This window comes from Aedoeadaptatus ivorii (assembly GCF_030815095.1).
GTDB classification, from domain to species: domain Bacteria; phylum Bacillota; class Clostridia; order Tissierellales; family Peptoniphilaceae; genus Aedoeadaptatus; species Aedoeadaptatus ivorii.
Map to the genome: position 1 here is coordinate 111,354 of NZ_JAUSWF010000006.1, position 26,485 is coordinate 137,838.

Genomic DNA, 26,485 nt, shown 5'->3' on the forward strand with positions numbered 1-26,485 from the left:
ATAAGGAGCGTTATAATATTTTTGTGGAAGCCTAGCCTTGGTTCGATTTATTGTATGTAAATTGAATTAAAGGAGGCTTTTTTATGTTTAAAAACAATTTAGCAAAAGAAAATTTGGCAGTTATGTATTTAAGATTATCAAAAGAAGATGGCGAAAAAACAGAAAGTAACTCTATATCTAATCAAAGAGAAATTATAAACTCTTATGCAAGAAAAAATCAAATTACAATTGTCAAAGAGTATGTGGATGATGGGTATTCAGGTGCAAATTTTGATCGTCCCAATTTTAAAGAAATGATAAAGGCTGCCTATGATAGAAAGTTCAATACAATTATTGTAAAGGACTTATCAAGATTCGGAAGAGATTATATAGAAGCTGGAAAATATATTCAAAGAATATTTCCGGAAAACGGTATAAGATTTATATCAGTAAATGACAATTACGATAGTAAAAGTGCAGATATAAACGATACACACCTTATACTTCCTATAAAAAACTTCATCAATGACAGTTATTGCCGAGATATTTCCAATAAGGTAAAAAGCTCTCAAAAGATAAAAAGAGAAAAAGGAGACTTTATCAGTGCTTTTGCACCTTATGGATATAAAAAGTCTGAGGAGAATAAAAACAAGTTAGTGATTGATAAAGAGATATCAGATATTATCAAAAATATATTTGATATGAAACTCTTGGGATATTCCTCAAAGGCAATTGCAGATGAACTAAATCATTTAGGAGTTTTAACTCCAAGAAAATATAAAGAAAGTCAAGGATTTAAGTGTAATGGATTTCAAAACACAAAAGGTGGAACCTGGTCAGCAAAGACAGTAAATAGAATTATAGAAAATGAAGTATATATTGGAAATACCTTACAAGGAAAGAGTGTTACTTTAAGTTACAAAAATAAAAAGCAGATAGAAAAAGAGAAAGAAGAATGGATAAGAGTAGAAAATACCCATGAAGCAATTATAAGTAAAGAAGTTTTTACTATTGCAAATACTATGTTAAAAAGAGATTTGAATAATTCTCGTGGAAAGGACAAAATTGATATTTTTACAGGAATGCTTTTTTGTAAAGAATGTGGAAGTTCTTTGATTAGAAGGACTGTAAAGTATAAAAAAAGAGAAGAGATATTCTATATCTGTTCAAAGTACAACAAGGAAAAATCTTGCACAAGACACAGCATAAAAGAAGAAACCTTGATAAAAGCAGTATCTAAAATAATGAAGTCCTACATTGAATTTAATGAAAATCTATATTCTAAAGTTCAGCGTATAGATATAAATAAAAATTTGAAAGACAATCAAATTCCTATACTAAAACGAGAAAAAGCGATGACAGAAGAACTCTTATCTTCTCTATACCTTGACCTAAAAGAAGATGTTATTAGTAAAGAAGAATATCAACTTTTTAGAAAAAACTATACAGAGAAATTGACTAAATTAGATGAAAGTATCGAGTATAGATTAAAAAAACAGGAAGATACTAAGGAGAAGATTGATAAAAATAAGAGTTGGATCATCGACATTAACAAGTATAAAAATTTATCTGAAATAGATAGATTGTCTGTTGTGATGCTTATTGATAAAATTTTTATTTCTGAAGATAAGACGATAGATGTTAGGTTTAATCATACTGAAGAATTGTCTTTACTTGAAGAAATGACAAAAATGGATAAGTCTGACATTAAAGCCAACACTATAAAAAAGAAAAGTATCGATAAAAGCAGGAAGTCAAAAACTATACCCACTGTTATGAATAAAAGTCTTGTAAGCGCTGAAAGTGAGGTATGCTGTGGCTAGAACAAAAAATAGGCATATATCACAATCAGGAACAGAAGTTGGAAAAGTGATTGAAAAAATATACATTGCCGGTATTTATGCTAGATTATCACAGGAAAGAAAGGAAGCTTACAGGGATAAAAGTAATTCACTTGAAATGCAGGAAGAACTCTGTATAAATGCTGCAAAAGAAAAAGATATAAAGATTTTAAGAGTATACAAGGACTATGAGTATTCTGGAACAAATTTTAAAAGACCTGCATTTATTGAAATGATGGAAGATATCCGAACAGGTAGGATAAATTGTATCATAGTAAAAGATATGTCAAGGTTTGGTAGAGAGTATTTAGAAATCGCAAACTATATCGAAAAAGTATTTCCATTTTTGGGAGTTCGATTTATTTCCGTAAATGATAATCTTGATACTAAAGACGGTATAAAATCAGATCAGAGTTATGAAATAGCAATAAAAAATATCTTCAATGATTTATACGCAAAAGATATTTCAAAGAAAATAAAAGCATCTAAAGAAATAAAAATGAAACAAGGGTCTTTTATAGGAGCGATGGCTCCGTATGGCTATAAGGTTGATAAAATTGATGGAAAAAGAGTTCTGGTGATGGACGAAAAGGCAGCAGATGTAGTAAGACTTATCTTTTATATGGCAAGTCAAGGTAAATCCAATATGCAAATAGCAAGAGAATTGACTAAAACATATACGACACCTGATGAATATAAAAGAACAGGTAAAATTTTTAAGGATAAAGAAGATACAAAACAATGGGATATTTCTTATATATCAAAAATGCTTTCTGATGAAGTATATATTGGGAATTTGATTCAAAGAGTATACTCAAATAGACATGATCCAAGTAGGAAAAGTAAGTTTCGTGATAAAGAAGAGTGGATTATAACAGAGAACACCCACGAAGGTTTAATAGACAAAACTACATTTGAAAATATCAGAGAGATAAAGGAGAAAAAACAAAACTATCTACCTTACCATTCACTGAAAAACATAATAAAAGACGGAAAAGAAAATGTTGGAGTAAAAATTCAAAGAGATCATAAAAAAGAAGGAAAGTATGACGACCTCATACAGTGCAGTGTTTGTGGCAGATATTTGAAAAAACAATATGGACCACGAGGACTGAAATATCATGATGAGATTTGCTATTGTTATTATTGTAAAGGTGGAGATAGATTAAACTTAGAAAAATCTCATGTAAGAATATACGAAACAGACCTAGATAAAATTTTAGTAGATACCTTAAAAAGACTGGTTTCAAGCTTTTATAAAAAGGATAAAAGATTACGACTAAAAATATATTTAGAAAATATAAGTACTGAAAAGATAAATCAAGTTTCTCTAAAAACAGATGTAAATAATAAAAAGATTGCTTCTCTTAGGATCAATCTACAAGAACAATATGAAAACTATGTTAAAGGAGAGGTTCTTTTAAGTGATTTTAAAATAGAAAGTAAAAAAATAAATAATCAAATAAAAACCTTAAAAAATGAATTAAAAGTTTTTGCTGAAAGAATAAGAAATATAAAAAAGAAAAAAAGAGAAATTATAGAATTTATAGATGTACTATTTTGCTGCTTGGATGCTAAAAGCATAGAAGTTGATAAAGAATTGGTCGATACATTAATTAGTCATATAGAAATATCAGAGTATAAGCAGGTTACCATATATTTTAAGTTTAAACTTGATAAAGATGTGGGAAAGCAGTTGGAGGTAGAGCATGAATAAGATAGCTATATATTTAAGACTTTCTGAAGAAGATTATCACAAAGTGGATGAAAGTGAAAGTATAGCAAATCAAAGAGATTATATAAAAAGCTACATTGAAAATGAAACATCTTTAAAAAGTTGTGAAATAGAAGAATATGTAGATGATGGATATTCTGCTACTAATACAAATAGACCTTCCTTTTTAAGGCTTATTGAGGATATAAAGAGTGGTAAAGTGGGAACTATAATTGTAAAAGATATGTCTAGGTTTTCAAGAGATTATATTTTGCTTGGGGATTACTTAAGCAATATATTACCATTTCTAAAAATACGATTTATTGCTATTAATGACAACTATGATTCTTTAAAAGAACAAGGTAATGGCTTAGATACAGATACACAGTTTAAGACATTGTATTATGATTTATTCAGTAAGGAATTATCTGAAAAGGTAAGAGGTTCTATTAGGCAAATTAAATCGCAGGGGAAAAATATAAATTGGGCAGCACCTTTTGGATATATTAAAGATCCAAAAGATAAACATAGTATCATCATTGATGAAAAAACAGCTTTTATAGTTAAAGAAGCTTTTGATTTATTGCTAAAAGGATATTCGTGTATTCAAGTGGCTAATATATTTAATGAAAAAGGTTATATTACACGCTCTGAACGAAAAGAAGAACTGAAACTTTCTGATTATACTGGAAATTTAATTACCGGAAGTGAAGTAAAGAAAAGAGTTTGGACAAATGCAGCTATCTCACAGATTACAAGGAACGAACTATATACAGGAGATTATGTATATAATAAATTCAAAGAAACAAAAATAGGTGGAAGAAAAAGAATTTTACTTCCTGAAGATGAGTGGAAAATACTTCCAAATACCCATGAATCTATTATTTCCAGAGAAGTGTTTGATAAGGTTAAGAAAATAAAAGAAAAACGAAGTTTTGGGGGATATACAGGAAACAAAAATCGTTCTATTTTTTCTGATAAGATTTTTTGTAAAGAATGTGGTAGACATATGAGTTTACGATGTGACAGTAGACAAAAGAAGAATTCTGATAAAATATACAAGTATAAGATTTATTATTGTAATTTATGTAAAGCTGAGAAAACACCAAACAATATCAAAGAGAAAGATATTATTGAACTTATAAAACCTAAATTAAAAGGTTTTAAGATTCAAAACACATTAAATAAAGAGAAAGTTATAGAACACAAGAATGTAAAAGAAGAGATTTTAAAGGAAATATCCATATTAAACAGCAATTTACAAATCATCTATGAAAACTATAAAAAGAAAAATATTTCGAAAGAGGAGTATCTAAAGGAAAAAACTTTTATCAAAGATAAAAAGATATTATTGGAGAGTAAGTTGGAAGAATTGAAGTCAGAGAAGATTGATTCAAGGAAAGAAATGGATATTACAGTCTTAGACGAAGAAAGTTTATTGAAGGCTTATTTAGACAATAAAATTGATAAGATAATTGTATCAAGAAGTGGAGAAATAGAAATTGTAGAAATATAGATGGATAGTATTAAAAGTAACTCATAATCTCGCCAACTTTAATTTTAATACGCCAAAATGTAAATAATGACGAGAAAATTTGCGGAAATAAATAGTACTGTTTACTATGAGTTGATAGGGTAAATATTTAGGAACAAACAAAAAAATGATATAATTATAGTTAAAATGAGATATTGTGAGGTGATTTTTGTGTCTAAAATAAATGTGGAAGGATCAGAAATTAGCATTATTGCCATAGATAATAGAGATTATATTTCTTTAACCGACATGGTTAGAAATGTTGAAAATGGTGTGGCACTGATAGAAAAATGGCTAAGGAATAAAAATACAATTGAATTTTTAGGAATATGGGAAGAAATGTATAATGCGAATTTTAATTCCACCGAATTCGAGGGAATTAAAAATGAAGCAGGTTTTAATCGTTTTATTTTATCGGTTAAACAATGGGTCAATAAGACGAATTCTATCGGAATTATTGCCAAAGCAGGAAGATATGGTGGAACATATGCACATAAAGACATAGCTTTTGAATTTGCGTCGTGGGTATCACCTTATTTTAAGCTCTATCTTATTAAAGAGTTTGAGCGCTTAAAAGAAGAAGAACAAAAACAATTAGGTTGGGATATCAAGAGGAATTTAGCTAAGATAAATTACAAAATTCATACAGATGCAATTAAGAATAATCTTGTCCCTGAAAAATTATCAAAGGAAAGAATAAACTATATCTATGCAAGTGAAGCAGATATATTAAATGTAGCTTTGTTTGGAATGACAGCAAAAGAATGGCGTGAAAGTAATCCGGAGTTAAAAGGAAATATGAGAGACTATGCTGATATATCACAATTAGTGTGTTTATCAAATCTTGAGAACTTAAATGCTGTTTTTATAAATGAGGGAATGGATGCAACTGAAAGGATAGAAAAATTAAATGCAATTGCTATTGAACAAATGAGGATTCTAACAGAAAGTGAACGTATAAAAAAGTTAAAATAAAAGTTTTGTATATAAATTAGGCGATAGAAATATCGTCTAATTTTATGTAACAATTGCTTGACATTGTAGGGAAAATCCACCCTCTTAAATCTCCTCGCCCTCTTGGATACTCCCACCGCGGGCACCATCCTCTTAAAGGACAAAGACCTCGCCCGCATTCCCGAAAAGGAGATGGCGAAATTCCGCCGGGAAAACTTGGGCTTTGTGTTCCAGGACTTTCACCTGCTCGATACCTTTACCGTAAAAGAAAACATACTCCTGCCCCTGGTGCTTCGCGAAGAAGCGCCGCGGCAGATGGAAGAAAAACTCGCGCCCCTCGCGCGGCGTTTGGGAATTGCGGATCTGTTGGACAAATACCCCTACGAGATCTCGGGCGGGCAGCAACAGCGTGCCGCCATCTGCCGGGCGCTCGTCACCGAACCCGAGATCCTGCTCGCCGACGAGCCCACCGGTGCGCTGGATTCCCACGCGTCTCGCGAACTGCTGGAGACCTTCGAGGAAATCCACGCCGCGGGGCAGACCATCCTGATGGTCACCCACTCCGTCAAGGCGGCATCCCGCGCCAAGCGCGTGCTCTTTATCCGCGACGGCGTCATCTTCCATCAATTATATAAGGGCAATGCGACCAATTTTGAAGCGGAAGAACGGATCGCCGCCACCATGCAGATGCTGGGGAGGGGATCGAGAGATGTTTAAGTCCCTCTACCGGCGCCTGGCCGCGGACGGCATCCGCCACGACAAAAAACTCTATATCCCCTATATCGCCATGGGCACCCTGTTTTTTATCCTCGCTTTAACCATGATCTCGATCGTAGGTGAGCCGGCGCTTCAAAAAATGGCCGGCATGACCCAACTGTCTATGATTCTGACGCTGGGCGTCATTATCGTCATGATCTTCGGCGTGCTCGCCCTCGACGGCGGCTATAAATTTATTCGCAAACAGCGCATGGAAGAAGAGGCGCTTTACTTGGTGCTGGGCATGGAGCGCAAACACCTGCGCTTGATCGAAGCCTGGGAAATGCTCTTTATCGCGGGCCCCGTGATCCTTTTGGGCACGATATTGGGATCGGTCTTTTACCGCCTGTCTTTGGGATTTTTTATCAAGACCTTAAAGACCGAGAGCAAAATCGGCGCCGTGGGTCTGTTTCCGCAGCCGCAGGGGATTCTCCTCGTCATCGCGGGCTTTGTGCTCGTGTTTGCCCTGGTCTATGTCCTCGGCATAAAGCGGGGGAGCATCCGCGCCATTATGGACGAAAGTCGCGCCGGGGAAAAGAAGCCCCGCTTTCCCAAACTCTTCGGCGTGCTGGGCGCCATCTGCATCGCCATCGGCTACTATCTGAGCCTTTCCGCCGACAACCCCCTAAACGCCATTCCGCGCTTTTTCATCGCCGTCGCCTTTGTCATCGTCGGTACCTACTGGGCGCTGTCCTTTCTCGTGGGCGTCATCGTCGGGCTCTTAAAGAAGAACAAAAAATTCTATCTCAAACCCAAGAACTTCGCCGCCGTGGCGGGCCTCGCCTACCGCGTGTCGTATAGCGGAAAGAGCCTCGCCAATATCGCCATCCTCTCCACCTGCTTTCTCGTGGTCTGCGTCTCGGGCACCAGCCTCTACTACGGGGCCGAAGCCATCGGCGCCAAGCAGTGGCCCTCGCCGGCGGAGATTATCGTCTTTGCCGAAGACGGCATACAAGACGCCGATACCGCCTACGAAAAGCTCGATGCCGCCATAGCGCGCGCCGGCCTCAAGGGCAAGGGCCGCCACATCGATTCTTTGAGCGTGCCCGTCACCCGATCGGGCGATGCGCTGACCGTGGCAGACGACGTGGACTGGAACCGGCTGAGCCGCTACGAAAACTTCGCCCTCTTCTACGAGCGCGATCGCAAAGACAGAGACGACGTCGATCTCCTCGCCGTGGGCGATACCCCCGTCGAAGACGTGGTCGTAGGCGGCCGCCGATTTACCGTCGGTACGGCGGGGGACTACAAAAACGCCATCGCCCAGACCGAGATGCCCCTGGGCAAAAACGGGCTCTATCTCGCCGCGAACGAAGCCGTATTTACGGAACTGCGACAAATGTTCAATCAAGGCGCCGCCTATGGCGCGGGCGTAGAATACCACTACGTCTTTGAAGAGGTGGAGGGCGAGGCGCGCTTTTCCGCCTACGAAAAACTGCGGAACGATCCCGACAAACTGCCCCTGCGCGTGATCGACCGCGAAGAGACCATGAACGAATTCTACGCCTTCTACGGCGCCATCTTCTTTACCGGCTTTTGCCTGGGCGCGGGCTTTCTGCTCGCCACGGGATTTTCCATCTACTACAAACAACTCTCCGAAGGCTATGCCGACAAAAAGCGCTTTGCCATCCTTCGCGATCTGGGCATGACCGACAAAGAGGCGAAACAAGTCATCCGCACCCAAATCTCCGCCGTATTTATACTGCCCGTCCTCTTCGCTTTGGTGCACGGCATCTTCGCCTATCCCTCCGTGGAAAAAATACTCACCATCCTGCTGATGGGCGTCAACGGCCGCGCGACATTCCTGCTCTGTTGCGTACTCAGCTATCTCTTCTACCTGGCGTACTACTTCCTCGTCTACGCCCGCACGCGCAAGACCTACGAAGAACTCGTACTGCACGAAAAATAGGAGAAAGGCCATGAAAAAAGCAATCAAAATCCTTGTCGTTCTCGTCGTCGCACTGCTCCTCGCCGTCGTCGCCGCCTTCCACTTCTTCGGCACCCAAATTCGCCTTTTGACCGGACGGCCCCTATACCTTATCCCGCCGAGCCCCGTCGCCCTGGCGGAAGAGGCCATCTACTGCATGAACCTGCAGGGCCTATATGCCGAGGGTGATGCGTGGCAGCAGGCGAAAGAAACCCTGCGGAAAGAGGCCGAGGCCGCCGAGAGCCGCGAAGCGGTATACGATGCCATCGACCGCGCCGCAAAAGTCGCCGGGGGCAAACACTCCGCCTACTACGCCCATGAAAAAGTAGAAGCGCTCCCCTTCGAGCGACCCACGGCAAAAATACAAGACGACGTGCTTGTTCTTCACTTGCCCGGCTTTATGGGCACTGCAGCCGAGGGAAAAATCTATGCAAAAATCCTAAGCGATGCCATCGAAGCCGGCGGCTATCGCCGCATCGTCGTCGACCTCACCGACAACGACGGCGGCAATATGTATCCCATGCTCGCCGGCCTTTCCGCCACCCTCGACGACGGCGTACTCTTTCGCTTTCGCGATCGCCACGAGCAGACCCCCGATGTGGAAATCGGAAAAGCGAACATCCCCGGCGCAGAGAAAAAAAGCGTCGACGTGCCCGTCGAAGTGCAAATCGGCCCCGGCACCGCAAGCTCCGGCGAAATGGTCGCCCTCGCCTACAAAGGTGCGGACAACGCCACCCTCACCGGAGAACCCACCGCCGGCTACAACACCGCCAACATCCTCATCCCCCTCTACGAAAGCGATCTGCAACTCACCACCTCCAAAACCGTCGATCGGGAAGGAGAAGTATGGGAAGACAGACCCATTCCCCCCGACGGGGCATAAATGAACGGACGCACATCGCGTCCGTTTTTTTGTGGGGGAAACGGGGGGAGTGTGTTTCGGGAGAGGCTTCTATGCAGACTTTTTCTAGGGAACGAGATTCTTCGACTCGGAATAAATTCCTCGCTCAGAATGACAAAGAGGCGTGATATAAACATTGTCATCCTGAGCGGAGCGCAGCAGAGTCGAACGGATCTCCCAGAGTTATTGCGTGACAAATTGACGGTAAAAGTCTTAACGCGCGTCTCGGCCTTGGTTTCTACGCGGACTGCCTCTAGTGAACGAGATTCTTCGACTCGGAACGGAGTTCCTCGCTCAGAATGACAGGAGGGGCGTGACAAAAACACTGTCATCCTGAGCGGAGCGAAGCGAAGTCGAATGGATCTCGAGTAGGCTATTGCGGGTCGACTGTTTGCACGATGCCTATGGCGTGTTTTATTGCTTGACGTAGTAGGGATGGTTGCGCGTCTCGGCCTCGACTTCTATGCAGTCTTTTTCCAGAGACCGAGATTCTTCGACTCGGAACAGAGTTCCTCGCTCAGAATGACAATAAGAGGTGGTTGCGCAAACAAAGACAGAGCGTGACAAAAATCTTGTCATCCTGAATAGAGGCGGACGTCGGTCCATAAGCTATCGCACTTTCTCCCTTGTCATCCTGAGCGGAGCGAAGCGGAGTCGAACGGATCTCCGTATCCTATTGCGGGTCGCCGGGTTGCATGGTGCCTATTGCGTGTCTTATCGCCGGAAACTGAGGGCACAGTCGTGCGTTTCGGCTTTGGCTTCTATGTAGACTCAATATAGCGTACGAGATTCTTCGACTCGGAACGAAGTTTCTCGCTCAGAATGACAGGGGGGGCGTGACAAAAACACTGTCATCCTGAGCGAAGTCGAATGGATCTCGAGTAGGCTATTGCGGGTCGACTGTTTGCACGATGCCTATGGCGTGTTTTATTGCTTGACGTAGTAGGGATGGTTGCGCGTCTCGGCCTCGACTTCTTCGCAGTCTTTTTCTAGGGAACGAGATTCTTCGACTCGGAACAGGGTTCCTCGCTCAGAATGACAGGGGGGCGTGACAAAAACACTGTCATCCTGAGCGGAGCGAAGCGAAGTCGAATGGATCTCGAGTAGGCTATTGCGGGTCGACTGTTTGCACGATGTCTATGGCGTGTTTTATTGCCTGCGCAATAGGGATGACCGTGCGTCTCGGCCTCGACTTCTTCGCAGTCTTTTTCTAGGGAACGAGATTCTTCGACGCGAAACGAAATCTCGCTCAGGACAATAGGCGCGGATAATTTTTGGCGGAAGAAAAACCCCTCCGCCAGGGGAAGGGTTGCATTCACATGATTTTTGTATCTTCCAATTTTTCCGAAAAGGCGGTGTTTAGTCGCATAACGGGTTTTCGCAGTACGAGGCCCAAAAGGAGAGCGCCGGCCAGGTAGTTTTGTAGCAGAAGGAGTTCGCGCCAAAAAGTATTTTTGTAAAAGCCGCCGATGGCTTCTTTCATAGCGTTCATGCTGTGCACAAAGGGCAGAAAGGGATAGATACGGCGGAAGAAGGGCGGCGCCACATCGATGGGGAAGGTGCCGCCGGAACCCGCAACTTGGACGACCATGAGTACGACACAAAGGGCTTTTCCGATGTCGCCGAAGGAGATGGTGAGGGTGTAGATGAGTATGGTGAAAATGAATCCCGACACCCAGCCGGCAAGCAGAAAGTGGAAGGGGTGGGGGCATTGAATGCCGAGGAAGTAGAGGTCTCCCAGGGCGATAAGGCTGCTTTGAACGAAGGAGATAAAAAGGAAGAGGCCCAGCCGACCGAAGTAGGTTTGATAGGGCTTGAATTTGCCGTATTTTTTACGATAAGAATCGGGCGTTTCCACATGGATCAGCGCGACTTGTATAACGGCACCGACCCATAGGGAGAGGGTGGAGTAGAAAGCGGCCATGGCGGAGCCGTAATTTTCGACGGGATAAACCCGGTGTACCGCGGTTTGAACGGGGCGGGAGAGGAACCGGCTCACCGTATCGGAATCCTGTGCCAAAAGGCGATCGAGTTTTTCCGATTCGGGCGCGTTTTCTACCTCCATGGTGCGCGAGTAGAGTCCGTCGACGCTGCGCTTTGCGTTGTCGAGCAGTTGTACCGACGCGTCCATATTTGCGTTCAGCCGCCCGAGGTCGTTTTGTATATCGGCGGAAAGAGCGGCCACTTGTGCGGTGGCGGCATCGGCGCTCTGCCAGGCGTCCTCGAGATTGCCACGCGTTTCGTCGAGGTCGCTTTTTACGCGCGCAAATCGCCCCATGACGCCGTTGGAAAAGTCGCCGCGGAGCGCTTCGAGGTTTTCGCGATTCTTCTTTTGTAAGGATGCAAATTTTTCCTGTAGGGCGTCGGCTTCTTCTCGGGTCAGATTCTTTTTTTCCGTCGCGGTGCGCAGGGTTGAAATCATGGATTCTTCGAAGGCGATGCTCCGCTCGATTTTTGCATTTGCCGCATCGAGGCCCGTAAGCGGTGCGGGGAGCGCCTCGTTAAATTCTGTCAGTTTGTCCTGCACATGGCGTTTGTCCTCGACATCCTGTGTGAGGGTCTGCACTAGCGACTCGGTGGCGGCGATGGATTGCGCCATATTGTCGTCCGCGCGGACAAAGGCGTCATCTACGTCGCTAGAAAGTCGGTCTAAGTAGTCGAGGTTTTGGTCGACGCTTTGTTTTAAGGCGTCGTTTAAGGGCGCAAGGGATGCCTCTGTCTGTTTCAAGTTTTCGCGTCCGCTCTTCAAATCGTGCATAGCGCCCGTTACGGTATCGGATGAGATTTCCATAAAGCCGTCGGCCGTCGCCATCACATTCGAAGAGGAGCGGGCGAGGCTCTGAAAGGCGCGAAGGGTGGAGATTTGTCCGCTCAGCGAATTCGACGTTTTTTGCAGCCGTTCCCTTAATGTGGCGAGCACATCGTCTTCGTTTGAGGCGCGCACTTGGTCGGAAAAAGAAAGGATGCTGTCGAAGGAGGTGGCGTAGAGGGTCTTGGTAAATGTTTCTTTTACCATATCGGTGACGGCGCCGGCGCCCTTGCCGGTGACTTTGGGCGCGATGGCGTTTTTCTTTTCGTTGCCGTAATATAAAAGCGACGGCGCTTCGGCCTCGGGGGAAAGGAACGAGAACATTTTTTGGCTAAAATCGGCAGGGATGACGATGGCGGCGTAGTATTTGCCGCTTTTTACCCCGGCAATGGCCTCATCTTTGTCGGTGAAGGTCCAGTCCATCTGATCGTTGACGCCGAGATTCAGCTTGATCTTTTCGCCGATATTGACGCGGGCGGGCACGAAGGCGGGGGTGTAGCCTTCGTCCTCGTTTGCGATTGCGACTCGGATTCCCGCGGTTTCCGTATAGGGATCCCAGGAGGCGGCGATGTTGAACCAGGCATAAAGACAGGGGATTAGGCTGACGCCCAACACGACCACCAGGACGATGCTGTTGTCTTTGAGGCGCATAAAATCCTCTTTTATGTGATTAAAAATCATCTTCATAGGCGTCGTTCCCTTTCACATATAGCAGCAATTCGTCTTCGTCCATGGCCATGAGTCGTTGTTGTCGCCGATACCGAAAGCGGCGTAGCTCCAACACGATCAGATAGATGGCGAGGAGAATAATGGTGACGACCCAAATCACCAAATAGCGGATCTTCGATTCCATACTGAACATGAGCACTAGAAAAACCAGGGGGATCGCGAAAATCGAAAGAAACGCAAGTGTCTTTTTGCGCTCGTAACGATGGAAGAAGCGTGCGTGTTTTTGACGGATTTTCTCTTTTTCTGCCTCGTCGCCGGCGAGGAGCGCGAGGATAAAATCGCCGCGGATGGGTTCTTTTTCGTGTGGATATTCCGCGTGGATCAGTTCGCTTTCGGCGAGCTTTGCATCAAAGGTTCGGCTTACGCTCCGGAGCAGCTTGGGGCCGTAGATTCCCAGTAGAAACGAAAGGGGCACGTAAGAGATGAGTATGCCCCAATCCTGTAAAAAGTGCGGCGTATAAATGCCGAGCATGGTTTCGCGCAGGCCGTCGATGCCGTAATGAAAGGGCAAAAATGGATACAGCGAACGGAAGAAGTTCGACATCATCTCGATGGGATAGGTGCCCGAGGAACCGGGGATCTGCAGAATGAGGAGAATCACCGCCATCGCCTTACCGATATTGCGAAAGGTGACGGTAAGGGCGTAGATAATCGATACATAGGCGAATGAAGAGATAAGCGTGGTGAGGACAAAGAGCACAGGATGGACGCATTGCACCTTAAGGAGCCACAAATCGCCTACAGAAACCACCAGTGCCTGGATTTGTCCCAGGATCACAAACAACTTCCACCGGCCCAAAAAGGCATCGGCAGCGGTGAAGTCGGCAATCTCTTCGTCTTTGTCGACGTCGATTTTTAGAATCGAGATCAAAATCATGCCGCCGACCCACAGGGCCAGATCCGTGAAAAATGGCGCCATGGCGCTGCCGTAGTTATCGCTCTTATAGATCGTATGCTCTTCGATGACGACCGGATCGCCCATAAAGGCGGAGAACCGCTTGGCATCGATATTCGGAAGAGAGAGCAACTTTTCGTAAAGTGGACCGCGCCCCAGCTGGGCGAGATCGGTGCGCAGACCCTCTATGCCCGCCTCCGCCGAAGCGAGGCTCTCGAGACCCGCGGCGACGGTATTCCGAGATTCTTTAGTGAGATATTCCATCTCTTCCAGCACTTGGTCGAATTCGTCGAGCAACAGCGGCATGGACGACAGCGTGCCCGAAAAGCGCGCGTTGACTCGATTCAGCATATCGAAATTCTGCTCCAAAAGCAGCCGCACATTTGCGCCCACCTTATCGCGGGTCGCGTTGTTCTCGTCGGAAACCGTCCGCAGGCGCTTTTGTATGGCGCCATGACTTCGGTCCAATTCGCCGAGGGCATCGTCGAGCAATTCGCTTTGTTTTTCGATGTCGGCCAAAATGGTCCCGTTTCGTGCGTTGATATTCTGCCACTGTTCCAATACGTTCAACGGTTTGCTTTCTGCGGGTAGGGGATCGATCGATTCCAGATCGCCTAAAATCGACCGGTTGAGTGCGTTTATTTCTTGAAAATTCTGCAATCCGATGGAAAACCGGTTTTCTATCCGTCCCAACTCTCCGTCCAAGGCGGTGTACTTTCGACCGGTATAGGCATTGCCGACGTTCGCCATGGCATTTATATCCTCTACAATGTCATCATAGGCGGCGAGGACGTTCTCGCTTTCCCGGCGGGTATTTTCGAGGAGTGTGCGACTTTCGGCGAGGGAAATCTGCCCCTTTTTTACGGCGGCATCGAGTCCTGCAATGTCGGCGCGTACCGCGGCAGTCATAGAATCCATGCGGGCGAGTTTCTCGTCCATATTGCGAAGCGATTCGCCATATGCAGCGACATTCCACTGTACCTGCGTTAAAGCATGTAGGGCAGAATCCTTTTGCACCTCGCCGGTGGCGATAAAATCCCCGCTCAACTTCGCCAGTTCATCGGCGAGGATTTCGGAGGTGGTGGCTACGAAATTGCTGTTTATCTGTTCTTCCAATGCTTCTAAGCCGCTCGATGTAATCTTGGGGGCGATGGCATTTTTCTTTTCGTTTACATAGTAATTTAGGGTGGGGAATTGGATCTCCTCGCCCTTTACAATCGAAAGAAACGACGCCGAAAAGTCCTCGGGAATCACAATGGCGGCGTAATAGGCACCGGAACGCACACCTCCGATCGCCCGGTTTTCGTCGACAAAGGTCCAGCCTAACTGGTCGTTCTTCTTTAAATTTTCGAGTACGGTTTTTCCCACGTCGACCTGCCGTTCGCCGTATTCTACGGGACGGTCGAGATCGACGACGGCGATTTTTACGCGGTCGATGTTCCCGTATGGGTCCATATTGGCGCCGATATTGAACCATGCATACAAAGACGGCAACAAACAGATGCCGGCAAGTACCAATAGCGCCGCCACATTGTGACGCAGGCGGTGAAAATCGCGCCGCAAAATTGCATTCGATGTTTTCATAGCAAAACCTTTCTAATATACGGTTATACTATAAGTACAAATTCCCTCATTTATCCTTACCCATTCTTATCGAGGCGCTTCGAGATACTGCCTATTGTAACACCGGGGCGAGAACTTGTGGGCACAAAGAGCAAAAAAAGGCAAACACCCGATGGCGAAATACCGCCGTTTCTGCCTTCGAACCCGGAGGAATTCCCGGGTAAACCGAAGGTCGAGGCGATCGGACCGACGGTCGGTTGCCGAAAACCCGTCGGCGCAAGTACAATACAATCGTAGTACAGAGGAAGGAGCAGATTATGGATAGAGAGAATATGGGCACGCTGATTGCCGCAAAGCGCAAACAACTGCAGATGACCCAATGGGATTTGGCAGAAAAAATGGGCGTTACCGACAAAGCCGTGTCCAAATGGGAGCGGAACCTTTCCGTCCCCGATACCCAATCCATACCGAAACTGGCGGAGGTGCTGGGCATGTCTGTGGAGGAGCTTATGCAAGGAAAAGAAGTCAAGACCGTTCAAAAAGACAGAGACATCGACGAGATCATTACCCTGATCTTTAAGGCGGTGTGCATGGCTATGGGAATCGCCGTCACCGTGCTGGGGATTCTGGGAAAAGTAAAACCCGAAAATGCCGTCACCATGCTCGGCATCGGCCTATTCGCCGGCGGCATTGCCCTGCTTCGAAATAAGTAAGGGATAGAAGGGAAAAGAAAAGACGCGCTAGGCGCGTCTTTTTTCATGCAAAGATTCATTTCGTTGTCATACCAACATATTCTTTGCTCCTCCCGTCGTATACTGATACCAACAATGAAAGGAGCAAGGAATATGCAACAAATAAATTTGAATACTTCGATATACACATTGACGAAAGAATATCCCGAACTGATCGGCGTGCTCGCCGATCTGGGCTTTGGCGAGATCAAAAAGAAGGCCCTTCGGCACACGGTGGGGAAGATAATGACGATCGAAAAGGGTGCGAAGGCAAAGGGGATCCCGATGGATGCGGTGCGCGCTGCGCTCCGAAAAAGCGGGTTCGAGCCGGTGGCAGGAAAGGGCGAGGCAGCGCCGTCTCGCGTTGCGCAGCTGAAGTCGTATCTCGCGCGTCTGGGTGCGGGCGAGGATTTGGAGCGGGTGCGAAGGGATTTTGCCGCGGCGTTTGAAGATGTGGCCGCCTCCGAAATTATGGAAGCGGAGCAGGCGATGCTCGCAGAGGGCACGCCTTTGGAGGAGGTGCAACGTCTGTGCGATCTGCATTCGGCGCTCTTTCACGGGGCCACGAGGGAAGAGCGGATCGCCGCCGCCGAAACCGCAGTGGCGGAATCTGTTCGCAATCAAAAAGCGCCCGCAGAAGGTGAGCGCGCGCGTCATTTGTATGCGATGGTGGGGCATCCGCTCCATACGCTGCGACAAGAAAACCGGGCGTTGGAGAAATTGCTGCAAGGGGCGAAGGATGCCCTGAATCGCAACGAAGGCGTGAAAGAGTACGTGGACGCCATTGCCGATGTGTCGATCCACTACGCCAAGAAGGGCGATCTCCTGTACCCCCATTTGAAAGCGGCGTACGGCGTTTCCGGTCCCTCGAATGTCATGTGGACGGTGGACGGGGAGCTGCGAAAGGCGCTGCGGCACCTCCAAGGCGAAGACAGTGCGGCGGAACTCATGGCGCTCTTTGCACGCATGGAAGAGATGATCTACAAAGAAGAAAATATCCTCTTTCCCATATGCGTCGAACACTTTACCGATGCCGATTGGCGGGGCATCTACCGAGATATGAAGGCATATCCCGAAGCGTTCGGCGTGTCGAGCGCGCGGTGGGAAGCGGGGGAATCCGCGCCGAAAAACGCGCCCGATACCGGCGGGCGCATCGCTCTTTCCGGCGGTTCCGTGAAGCCCGAAGAGATTTCTGCGCTGCTCAACACCCTGCCCCTCGAGATCACTTTTATCGATGCCGAGGACACGAACCGCTATTTTAACGACGGCCCCAAGATTTTCCACCGCCCATCGATGGCGCTGGGCCGATCGGTGTATAGTTGCCACCCGCCCAAAATCGAGCCGGTGGTGCGCAAAATGATCGCCGATTTTAAGAGCGGGGCCAAGGACGAGGTGACCGTGCGCACCGAAAAGGCCGGTCGCAAGGTCGAAGTGCGCTATATGGCCGTGCGCGACGGCGATCGCTATCTGGGTACTATGGAGACCGTTCGCGATCTCACCGACGACGAAGCGCGCCCTCTCCGCAAAGGGGGAACAACGCCCGCCTAGTAGGGCGCGGGGCCTTCGAGCAGACGAAAGCGATTTTTGTGAAAGGCGATCTTTCCGTCCTTTTGCATGCGGGAGAGTTCCGCCGAGAGGGCGGAGCGGTTGACGCCCAGGTAATCGGCGAGTTCTTGGCGCGAAAAGGGAATCGAAAACTCGCGATCGCTCGCCTCGAGCGCCTGCTGCGAAAGATAGGCGAACACGCGGTCGCGGATCGACTTGGGCGCGATATGCACCATGCGGGCGGAGAGTGCGAGGTTTTTGCGGGCGGAGATGCCGACGATATTGTAGATCAGCCGGTGGTGAAAGGCGCAGGACTGCTCGCAAGTGGTGAGAATTTTGTGCATATTCAAAAACAGAATCTCGGCGTCTTCCGCCGCCACCACTTCGGTCAGGGTTTCTTTGTGCAGGGCGGCATAGGCCTCACCGAAGATCTCGCCTTCTTCCACGTGGCCGAAAATATTGGCGTCGCCCCAAAAATAGTTTATGATCACGTGCACGCTCCCCGTGAGCACCAGGCCGATCTCCGTCAGCCGCGTGTCGGCGGAAAAAATCGTATCGCCTTTTTTATACTGCCGCCGCGTGGCGGAGAGGCACACAAGCAGCCGGTCCATTTCGTCCGGGCGAATGCCGGCAAAGAGTTCGGTTTCGGTTAAAAATGCGGTGTCCATCTTTTCTCCCTTTCCGTTGTTAGAACAACATACTTTTCCCATTCAGTATAGTAAGATTTGTAAATGAAGACAAGTGTTTCGAGTGCAAGGAGGTTTTGGTATGCACGAAATCATGAAAAATATAGAAAAAGCGACCGCCCTCTCCCTAAAGGAGCAGGTCAGCTACCAAGAAGGGCAGGTGGTTTCGAAGACCATCGCCCAAAACGACGGCATCTCCCTCACTTTATTTTCCTTCGATGTCGGCGAAGAGATTTCGACCCACGTCTCCGACGGCGACGCCTTGGTGCTCTGCCTGGACGGCACGGGCGAAATTGCCATCGACGGCGAAGCGTCTGTGGTAGAAGAAGGCGACGCCATTTTGATGCCGGCGGGGCATCCCCACGCCGTGCGCGCCAAAGCGCGGTTTAAGATGCTCTTGATCGTCGTCAAACCGTCCGATCAGTAGCCGCGCCATGCAAATATCGCGTAAACGAAAACGGCATCGGCTGCGGGCTGTGCCAGCGTCTGTGCCCCGAGGTATTTGCCGTGGGGCCCGACGGCGTGTCCCACGCCATTTCCGGCGCGGTGCCCGAACACGCGGAAGAAGCCGCCAAAGAGGCGATGATCGCCTGCCTCGCCAATGCCATCGAAGAGTAAGAGGAATCGGAGTAAAAACCGGCCCGGGTGCGCGCTCGGGGCGGTTTTTTTAACGATGCGATCCATTTTCCGCAAAAAGGGAATATATATCGTAGGGGGTGGCCATGCAATTTAAAGCCTTTCTAAAACATTCCATGGCGGTACTACTGATGTCCTTCGCCGTATTGATGTATTTGGCCAAGACAGAGGGAGATTTAATGCTTGTCTATTTCTTTTTTTGTTCTATTTATTCCCCCGTGGGTGGATTGATGCTAATGAGCGTGCAAAAGCATCTGCGGTTGAAATTCTTGCCTTATCTGATAGCGACCTTTCTGTGCACCATCCTTGCTATGGTGCTCACCATGGTGGTGATCTTTTCGTTGGGGACTTGAGGCTATGTATATGCTGGGCGGTTTCGCTCGGCATTTTTCACGGGAATGATAAAATCGTTCTCATAAATTATGGTGGAGAAATTTTTTGCAAGATAGAATTTCTAGGAATAGGATGGCAAGCCGGCGATTGAATCTAAAAATAGTGAAAAATTCGTAAGGAACATGTAATATAGCATAAATTCTAATGAATATGTGGTATATATGAATATAGGAGAGTATGCGAAAAATCGAGAGTACTGCACTTTATCGTAAAAAAGTGCGGCTTCGTTCGTGCGAGTGATCCCATTTTCGGTATTTGAATAGGAGGTAGATATGCAATTTTTGAAGGCAAAATTTCCGGCGCTATTGCTGGCGTTTGCAATGCTATTGAGCATTATTCCTGCAAACGTATTCGCAGCCATAGAGGCGCCCAATTGGGAGGAACGCCCGGACACGACAGAGAACAATGTGTGGTCGCTTCCCGGCGGCGCGCGCAACCGCGACGTATCCACATCGGAGCCATGGCCGCTGCACGAGATCCATTTCGACGGGTCGTATGTCAACGCAGACGGACGCACGGTGCTGCGCTTTGCGGTGCGCCAAAATATGAAGGCGGGCTCTACCGTCTGGAAGACGCTGAACTTTCACTTTGACGCGCGGTTGTTCCCGATGATCGACTGGTCCCGATCCTATATTCGAAACGGCAACAATGTGCCGCTCCCGTTGCAGGATACCGGGCGGAACAACGAAAAGAAGATCACCGTAGAAGGCGGCGCCAATCTGACGGCGAACGGCGTTTTGCCCTACAATCGCTATTATCCCATGGAAATCGTGCTGAATGCAGGGAGTAGCATGGAGACCATCCAAGCCGACATAAAAGACGACCTGCTGGTTCAGATGCGGGTGATGAACGGAGCGGGCAATGAAGTCTTTTCCTTCCAATCGGGAAAGGAAACTTCCTATAATACCAACACCGTTTCGACCGTGGTGCCGATGCTCTCGAAATTTCAGAGCGATTCGATCCCCGACAACTATCGGAACAAGGTTTCCGATAAGCTACTCGGCACCAACACGATTATGAACTACAATCCCTCGACGGGAAAGCTGCGGATTTTTTACGGGTACCGCAAACACGACTCCTTGACGACGAACTTCGGCCAGATCGGCTTAAAGCAAATGTACGATGCTCGGTTCGTGGACCTGTTAAAAGAGGATGCGGACAAAAATGTGGGGCAGGTATATATTACGTATTACGATTACCGGCCGTTCTTTACGGACGCGAAGAAGTATACCAAGATCAAGATGAGCGACTTTAACAAGACGGAAGCTGGGAACCCCTATGTGCTGTTCGGCGAATCGGGATTTCGGACGCGAGACGGCGAAAAGCGCATCTCCGTTCCCACCTATCGGGATTATTTGATTCACGGGGCGCTCCTTTCCGACATTCCCTTCTATACCTGCTTTGAGTATCACCTCGATACCGAAAAAGTAAACGAGATGTTCGCCAAAGACGAATACCTGCGCAATTTCCTCGTGCGCACCGAGACGGTGGCATCGACCATCGATTCCGCAACCGGTGGCGCCACGTGGTCGCAATATACCTTTACGGTGCCGGAGGATGTGACGATTGCAAAGAACGATCTGATCAAGCTCTCTACGCCCGCGGGTCTGCCAAAAAATACCGGGCTGAATCTAAAGATCGGCGACAAAAATCCGATGTACTATACCTATAACGGCTACGAATATGTTTCGAAGGGCACGACGGACTCCGCCTTTGAGCTATTGACCTACGACAATCTGCTCAACGGAAAGTCCGATAACTACCGTGTTCGCCTGCCCGAGGGCATGACGCTGAAGCGGGGAACGCCCATCACCGTGTATGTCAACGACACCAAGACCGACATTTCCGCCTCCAAAATCAGTCTGGGCGGGCGGGAATTTGCGCTCAATGCGACCAAGCGCGACGCGACCAATGAAGTGATCATCGACCGCTCCTGGAAGACCTCCGCGCTGATTTTTACCAAGACAAAAGTGCTGCCCAAGATCGACGAGATCTTTACCGGAGAAACCGAGGTCTTTACCGGCTACACGGCGGCGCCCTTTATGGAGGTCGTCGCCAGATACAACGACGTCGTCTACCGGCAGACATCCGGCGATACGGCCTATGTGCAAAATATTAACGGCACGGACAAAGACGGATACGCGTTTTCTGTGATCAACAGCACCAATAGCGAGGGCAAAGGGCCCATTCCCCTGAAAAAGGATATGCCGATCGCATTTAAGAACTATCGCCAATCCAGCATCCCCGCCGATGCCGTAGTGGAACAGGTACAATCGCGTGTGACATTTGATCTAAACGGCGGGTCTTTGGGCGGCAGCAAGGCGTCGGTAAAAAAGATCGCGCCCCTGAACGAGAACTATTCCTTTGATCCGAATACCGGCGTCGCCAACCCCGCCTATGTGCCTTCGGGTTTTACGGGAGACATTACCATGAAGGACCACGAAGGCAAAGAGCTTACCGGTGATGCCCTAGCCCTAAGAAAATTCCCCGGCGAACCGACGCTCGACGAAGACAATCAATTCCTCGGTTGGTCCACCAAAAAATTGAGCACTGTCGAAGAAATCGAAGCCTTCCGGAAGGCACCCACCGTGGAGAAAATCGAAGACTGGCAACAAGTCGACAACGGAACGGTATACAGATTTACCGCCACTTCTCCCATCGACCATGAACGGACGGTCTATGCCGTTTACGGATCCGGCTTTACCATTCGTCTGCACCGAAATGCCTTTGTAGGGGATACCGTCGTCTACGACATCCCCGTCACCAAAGAAATCTTTTTGCGCGACGGCGGGAAAGTGCGGCTGCCTTATGCCTACGATAATGCCAATAACGAACTCGAAGACTTTATCGTCTCCCAAAAGAGCTTCCTCGGTTGGACCGCCAAACAGAATGATACCGCCGTCGATTACAACGCCCCCGTCGTTACCGCGGATGGAAATCATCTGTTAGATATCACTGCTGCACAGGCCACAGAATCCGGTCGACGAATTTTGGACGGCACGACCATCAACTTCGGCACGGATTTGAAGGCCTATAACGGCACGACCATCGACCTATACGGCCACTATGCGCCCTATGTAAAGATCGACGCCTCCAAAACCTACGCCGGCGAAGGCGTGGACCCGGCCGCGGGCGCGCCGATTCGTGTGGGACTGCTGTACCGTACCGCGATCAGCGCTTCCGACAACCCCACCGTAAGCGAAATGGCGGCGTATTACACGCCGGAAGGCGCATTGGAAAACGACAAGAAGGTATACGGCGGCAAGGCTGCTGCGGATATAGCAAAGACCGGCACGCCGAAAGAGGCGATCTTGAAGGTATATGCGCCCAAGACCTCGCCGAACCCCGCCCAAGACCTGGTGTGGGAAGTGCCGGGCTACGACTACCACGGCGACCGACTATCCTATGTCATCGCCGAGCTTCCCCATACGGACGGCGATCCCACACAGAATGCCGACGCCTATTATAACTTCGATCAGAACTGGTCGAGCCTGGGAATCGCCATCGGGCCGAACCCCGACAGCCCCGAAACCTATACCAAAAAACAGGTATTCCGCAACACCGACGAAGCCGGGCAGATCGACACCTTCTCCGGTGCCACCAGCCGCGCCGCCGACTTTGCGAATACCGAGACGGGTGAACAATCGATTCTTACGAAGTATTCCTTCTCCGTTACCAACACCAAACTCAAAGCCGCGGCGCCGATTATCGAAGAGATGACCGATGGCGACACGGCCATCACCTTAAAAGACACAGTATCCGATGAGATCACCACCATCGACTTGATCGTGAAAGCGAACGCTTCGGATCCCGGTACCACCGTGACTTTCGAAAAATTCGGCGATACCTGGGTACAACGGGTGCCCGACGGGGCGCAAAAGGGCTTCGATCTCAACTATGACCCCGCCGCCGGCATCATCGGCATCACAAAGGCAGACGGAAGCGAATTCGTCGCCGGCCAAGAGGTGGCGGTGCGCTACCATTACGGCGTCGACGGCGATGCGACCACCCAATCCGAATACGCCTACCAGACCGTGCGCGAAAAGGAAAAATCCGGCGCCGTTATCGAGATGGAACAAAAGCCCAACCAAGACAACAATGCCGTCATCACGGCGCTCCGTCCCACCACCGGCATTTCCCTGCCCGTCATCGGCACGGAGTATGTTCTCGCCGACAAAGATGGCAATCCCATCTTGCACGAAGGAAAAGAAATCGCGGTACCCTTCGATTCCGACAACCCTGTCGTAGAATTCCGCGTACCTAAGGAATTGCTGACCGATGGACAGGAAATTCGCATCCTCTCCAGAGAACCGGACAAACTCCCCACGATCTCGGACGAATCCATTCGGTTGGACCTGGCCGGACCCAAGATTGCCGATGCCTCTGCTATCGACGGCGGATACGGTATGTTTATCGACCTCAAGGCGAAATTTGACGACAGCCTCGCCCCCTTTGAAGGCGTCAAAATCTTGGTGGGCGAGGAGAACACCGAATATATCCCCGCCATCTATCAGCTCAATCCCGACGCACAGGGCGGATACGTCCTCGACTTCCCCCGGACGATTCCTCGATCGGCGGATTCTGCCAGCGCGAATCCGAAGATCCGAATCGTGGCAAAGGACCGATTGAATAACGAAACTTCTTTCGATGTACCCTACCAATATGCAGATAAGACGCCGAGCTATACCATTTCGCAGCCGAGAGCAAGGAAAGACTACCTATCGTTTTCCGCCGTAGATGCCGAGAAGCTCCAAATCATCGTCCACCGTAATGAAGAGGAGATCTACCGCATTGTCGTAGATGTAGAGAATGGCAAGACCATGCCTTTGAAAGTGGCGTTGCACCAAAAGCTGGAGCGGGGAGATCTTATAGAAATCATTGCTTCTCGAGGAGCCGTTCAGGCGCCGGAGAGAATACTGTTAGTTCGTTAAGAGTTCGAAAGCTATCGTTTTATACCTTAGGAGGTTACTATGCTTTATAAAAAGTGGCTTTCTCTGCTTCTTGCCCTCACCATGGTGTTCGGGTGCTTTCAGCTGGCCTTTGCCGCGCAAGAAGATACTGCACAACCGAATGCCGTAGAGGTAGAAAGCAAGATCGAAGGGGGTCGCGAAGTCTTTGACGTCGCAACCGCCATTGAAAAACTAGAGAAAACGGATAGGTCCGCCGCAGAGAATACCGGAAAAATGGCGTTATTCTCTGCGCTGTTGCCGAGCGACAACGGACTGGGGATGTCTGACGAGACCATTCCTTCGGCAGTGGGTGCCGTAGGGGAGACCTATGTCATGAATTTGGACTTAGAGGTACAGGTTTATGGGCTTGGTTCGAATCACTTTGACTGGTCTGTATTTACTGACAATGAATTTACGGCGGATCTTGAATGGATTAATGCAAAGACCAAACGAATAAATCCTGTCGGTTCTTTCGGATTTAGCAAAAGCAAAAGAACAAACGAAGCCGTGATCGAGACACAGGAAGTCCAGGGTTTTGAAGATATTCAGCCAAATGTTGCTATCGATCCAATCACCAATTATGAAGTTCGTGCGCGTCTTAGCTATGATGGAACTTCGCAACAGGCGGAGGGGCGCTATAGACTCGTCTTTGAGGTTCATGAGATCGTCAGTCCTGTAATCGATGTGATTTGGGAAAATGAATACGGAACGAATATTCCCAAGCCCGAGGGCGTATCGGGTACTGTCAAATTGGCGACAGTTGAGAAACCGATCGCGGAATTCAGCTTGGACACTATGGGGGAAATCAATCTGATAGCAGATGATGCGTTTGCTTTGGAGGAAGAGAACTTTGGAGGAGACTTTGATCCCAAATCGGTTACCCTAAAAGTCGACGGTGAAAGTACAGATGGGAACCGAATCATTACCGTCGGAGAAGAAAAATACAAAGTTATCACTGAATACAATTATAAAGAAGGCGGAACCCTCAAGCTCAGAAGACAACGGGATGTAACTTCCCCTTCCGGCGAGACCAGCTACGCGCCTGAGGGCTACGTTCGCATAACCTTCGACCCGACGGCAGAGGGCAAATTTGCAGAGGCGAATTTGGGAGAGAAAACCGTCTTTGACGTCAAAGAAGGTACGACCTGGGCAGATGCCGTGAAAGCCGGCGTAGCGGTTCCCGAGGCGCAGTACAAAGACGATAGCAAAGTTTTTGAAAAATGGGATCCGTCGTTTCCTGCGGATGGGGATACGGTAGCGGCTCAAACCTATACCGCTCAGTACAAAGAAAACCGCACCGCCTACGAAGCCGATCCGAAATTGAAAGCACCGGCCGGCTATGTGCGTATAGCCTTTGATCCGACCCAAGACGGACAATTCCCGGATACCGATCTCGGGGTGCAAAAAGCGTATGACGTTAAAGAGGGTACGACCTGGGCAGATGCCGTGAAAGCCGGCGTAGCGGTTCCCGAGGCACAGTACAAAGACGATACGCAGAGATTTGATCGGTGGGAACCGACATTGCCTGCAGATACCGAGAAATTGGAATCCAATCGGGAATTTGTTGCGAAATATGTATTGACGGCCGATGTTGTTCCACAATTGGGTGATGAAAGCCCGAATGTTCCGAAGAACTATGTGCGCGTCAAGTTTTCGGCGGATAAAGACGGGAGCATACCCGAAGGTGAAATTAGCATCTATTGGGTAAATCCGTTAGCGAAGAATGTACAAATAAAAGCACCCACTGTAATTCCCAATCCCGGCTACGCCTTTAGTAAGTGGTCTTACCCGATTCAAGATTCTTATCCGTCTTCAGTAAATCATATCGCGAAATATGTATTGACAGCCGACGTCGTGGCGCAGAAACCCGGCGAAGCCAAACCGAACGTACCGGAAAACTACGTATCCGTTACCTTCAGTGCGGGCGAGAACGGAACGATTGC

At 48.0% G+C, this 26,485-nt stretch carries 16 protein-coding genes and 1 pseudogene; 14 read left to right on the plus strand and 3 right to left on the minus strand.

Features of this window, described 5'->3' with window-relative positions:
- Nucleotides 1–83 precede the first annotated feature (83 nt).
- From QO008_RS05475 to QO008_RS05505, 7 genes and pseudogenes are all read left to right on the plus strand, one after another.
- On the plus strand, nucleotides 84–1,802 hold the full coding sequence (locus tag QO008_RS05475; protein ID WP_022620608.1) for a recombinase family protein: 1,719 nt from the start codon (nucleotides 84–86) through the stop codon (nucleotides 1,800–1,802).
- The gene (locus QO008_RS05480; protein ID WP_022620609.1) at nucleotides 1,795–3,537 is read left to right on the plus strand and encodes a recombinase family protein; all 1,743 of its coding nucleotides are present in this window, start codon (nucleotides 1,795–1,797) and stop codon (nucleotides 3,535–3,537) included. Before QO008_RS05475 ends, QO008_RS05480 begins: the two co-directional genes overlap by 8 nt.
- Nucleotides 3,530–5,050: a recombinase family protein gene (locus QO008_RS05485; RefSeq protein WP_022620610.1), complete on the plus strand. Its 1,521-nt coding sequence runs from the start codon at nucleotides 3,530–3,532 to the stop codon at nucleotides 5,048–5,050. The genes QO008_RS05480 and QO008_RS05485 overlap by 8 nt, the downstream gene beginning before the upstream one ends.
- A 189-nt stretch (nucleotides 5,051–5,239) precedes the next feature.
- Complete coding sequence (locus QO008_RS05490; protein WP_022620611.1) at nucleotides 5,240–6,043, plus strand: KilA-N domain-containing protein; 804 nt, start codon at nucleotides 5,240–5,242, stop codon at nucleotides 6,041–6,043.
- Nucleotides 6,044–6,124: 81 nt separating this feature from the next.
- Nucleotides 6,125–6,739 (plus strand): annotated as a pseudogene (locus tag QO008_RS05495) (ABC transporter ATP-binding protein); the annotation flags it as partial.
- Nucleotides 6,732–8,687, plus strand: coding sequence for an FtsX-like permease family protein (locus tag QO008_RS05500; RefSeq protein WP_307384982.1), 1,956 nt, complete (start codon nucleotides 6,732–6,734; stop codon nucleotides 8,685–8,687). The pseudogene QO008_RS05495 and the gene QO008_RS05500, both read left to right, overlap by 8 nt.
- Before the next feature lie 10 nt (nucleotides 8,688–8,697).
- The gene (locus QO008_RS05505) at nucleotides 8,698–9,588 is read left to right on the plus strand and encodes a S41 family peptidase (RefSeq protein WP_307384985.1); all 891 of its coding nucleotides are present in this window, start codon (nucleotides 8,698–8,700) and stop codon (nucleotides 9,586–9,588) included.
- A gap of 1,333 nt (nucleotides 9,589–10,921) precedes the next feature.
- Here the strand turns inward: QO008_RS05505 and QO008_RS05510 are convergent.
- Nucleotides 10,922–13,066, minus strand: coding sequence for a YhgE/Pip domain-containing protein (locus QO008_RS05510; RefSeq protein WP_164715166.1), 2,145 nt, complete (start codon nucleotides 13,064–13,066; stop codon nucleotides 10,922–10,924).
- Between the two features lie 19 nt (nucleotides 13,067–13,085).
- The gene (locus QO008_RS05515) at nucleotides 13,086–15,623 is read right to left on the minus strand and encodes a YhgE/Pip domain-containing protein (protein WP_307384987.1); all 2,538 of its coding nucleotides are present in this window, start codon (nucleotides 15,621–15,623) and stop codon (nucleotides 13,086–13,088) included.
- Nucleotides 15,624–15,919: 296 nt separating this feature from the next.
- Here QO008_RS05515 and QO008_RS05520 point away from each other — a divergent pair, with 296 nt between their 5' ends.
- Nucleotides 15,920–16,315, plus strand: coding sequence for a helix-turn-helix domain-containing protein (locus QO008_RS05520; protein WP_126464667.1), 396 nt, complete (start codon nucleotides 15,920–15,922; stop codon nucleotides 16,313–16,315).
- A gap of 132 nt (nucleotides 16,316–16,447) precedes the next feature.
- Nucleotides 16,448–17,881: a DUF438 domain-containing protein gene (locus tag QO008_RS05525; protein ID WP_307384990.1), complete on the plus strand. Its 1,434-nt coding sequence runs from the start codon at nucleotides 16,448–16,450 to the stop codon at nucleotides 17,879–17,881.
- On the opposite strand, the gene QO008_RS05530 is transcribed toward QO008_RS05525, so the two are convergent.
- A complete protein-coding gene (locus tag QO008_RS05530; RefSeq protein ID WP_307384992.1) occupies nucleotides 17,878–18,546 on the minus strand; it encodes a Crp/Fnr family transcriptional regulator in 669 nt (222 codons plus the stop codon). The two genes, QO008_RS05525 and QO008_RS05530, sit on opposite strands and share 4 nt — an antisense overlap.
- A 100-nt stretch (nucleotides 18,547–18,646) precedes the next feature.
- On the opposite strand from QO008_RS05530, the gene QO008_RS05535 reads away from it, so the two are divergent.
- From QO008_RS05535 to QO008_RS05555, 5 genes are all read left to right on the plus strand, one after another.
- The gene (locus tag QO008_RS05535; RefSeq protein WP_307384994.1) at nucleotides 18,647–18,991 is read left to right on the plus strand and encodes a cupin domain-containing protein; all 345 of its coding nucleotides are present in this window, start codon (nucleotides 18,647–18,649) and stop codon (nucleotides 18,989–18,991) included.
- A 35-nt stretch (nucleotides 18,992–19,026) separates the two neighbouring features.
- A complete protein-coding gene (locus tag QO008_RS05540) occupies nucleotides 19,027–19,182 on the plus strand; it encodes a ferredoxin (RefSeq protein WP_407653966.1) in 156 nt (51 codons plus the stop codon).
- A 104-nt stretch (nucleotides 19,183–19,286) separates the two neighbouring features.
- Nucleotides 19,287–19,553, plus strand: a complete 267-nt coding sequence (locus QO008_RS05545; protein WP_307384995.1) for a hypothetical protein — start codon at nucleotides 19,287–19,289, stop codon at nucleotides 19,551–19,553.
- Between the two features lie 312 nt (nucleotides 19,554–19,865).
- Nucleotides 19,866–24,524, plus strand: a complete 4,659-nt coding sequence (locus QO008_RS05550; protein ID WP_307384997.1) for a hypothetical protein — start codon at nucleotides 19,866–19,868, stop codon at nucleotides 24,522–24,524.
- 39 nt (nucleotides 24,525–24,563) lie between these two features.
- A partial coding sequence (locus tag QO008_RS05555) for a hypothetical protein (RefSeq protein ID WP_307384999.1) occupies nucleotides 24,564–26,485 on the plus strand: 1,922 nt, incomplete at its 3' end.

Excerpts from the sequence above, each read along its gene's own strand:
- QO008_RS05510 (WP_164715166.1), bottom strand. The coding sequence starts at position 13,066 with ATGCGCCTCAAAGACAACAGCATCGTCCTGGTGGTCGTGTTGGGCGTC.
- QO008_RS05525 (WP_307384990.1), top strand. The coding sequence starts at position 16,448 with ATGCAACAAATAAATTTGAATACTTCGATATACACATTGACGAAAGAA.
- QO008_RS05550 (WP_307384997.1), top strand. The coding sequence starts at position 19,866 with ATGCAATTTTTGAAGGCAAAATTTCCGGCGCTATTGCTGGCGTTTGCA.
- QO008_RS05530 (WP_307384992.1), bottom strand. The coding sequence starts at position 18,546 with ATGGACACCGCATTTTTAACCGAAACCGAACTCTTTGCCGGCATTCGC.
- QO008_RS05500 (WP_307384982.1), top strand. The coding sequence starts at position 6,732 with ATGTTTAAGTCCCTCTACCGGCGCCTGGCCGCGGACGGCATCCGCCAC.
- QO008_RS05485 (WP_022620610.1), top strand. The coding sequence starts at position 3,530 with ATGAATAAGATAGCTATATATTTAAGACTTTCTGAAGAAGATTATCAC.
- QO008_RS05520 (WP_126464667.1), top strand. The coding sequence starts at position 15,920 with ATGGATAGAGAGAATATGGGCACGCTGATTGCCGCAAAGCGCAAACAA.
- QO008_RS05475 (WP_022620608.1), top strand. The coding sequence starts at position 84 with ATGTTTAAAAACAATTTAGCAAAAGAAAATTTGGCAGTTATGTATTTA.
- QO008_RS05535 (WP_307384994.1), top strand. The coding sequence starts at position 18,647 with ATGCACGAAATCATGAAAAATATAGAAAAAGCGACCGCCCTCTCCCTA.
- QO008_RS05515 (WP_307384987.1), bottom strand. The coding sequence starts at position 15,623 with ATGAAAACATCGAATGCAATTTTGCGGCGCGATTTTCACCGCCTGCGT.
- QO008_RS05545 (WP_307384995.1), top strand. The coding sequence starts at position 19,287 with ATGCAATTTAAAGCCTTTCTAAAACATTCCATGGCGGTACTACTGATG.
- QO008_RS05505 (WP_307384985.1), top strand. The coding sequence starts at position 8,698 with ATGAAAAAAGCAATCAAAATCCTTGTCGTTCTCGTCGTCGCACTGCTC.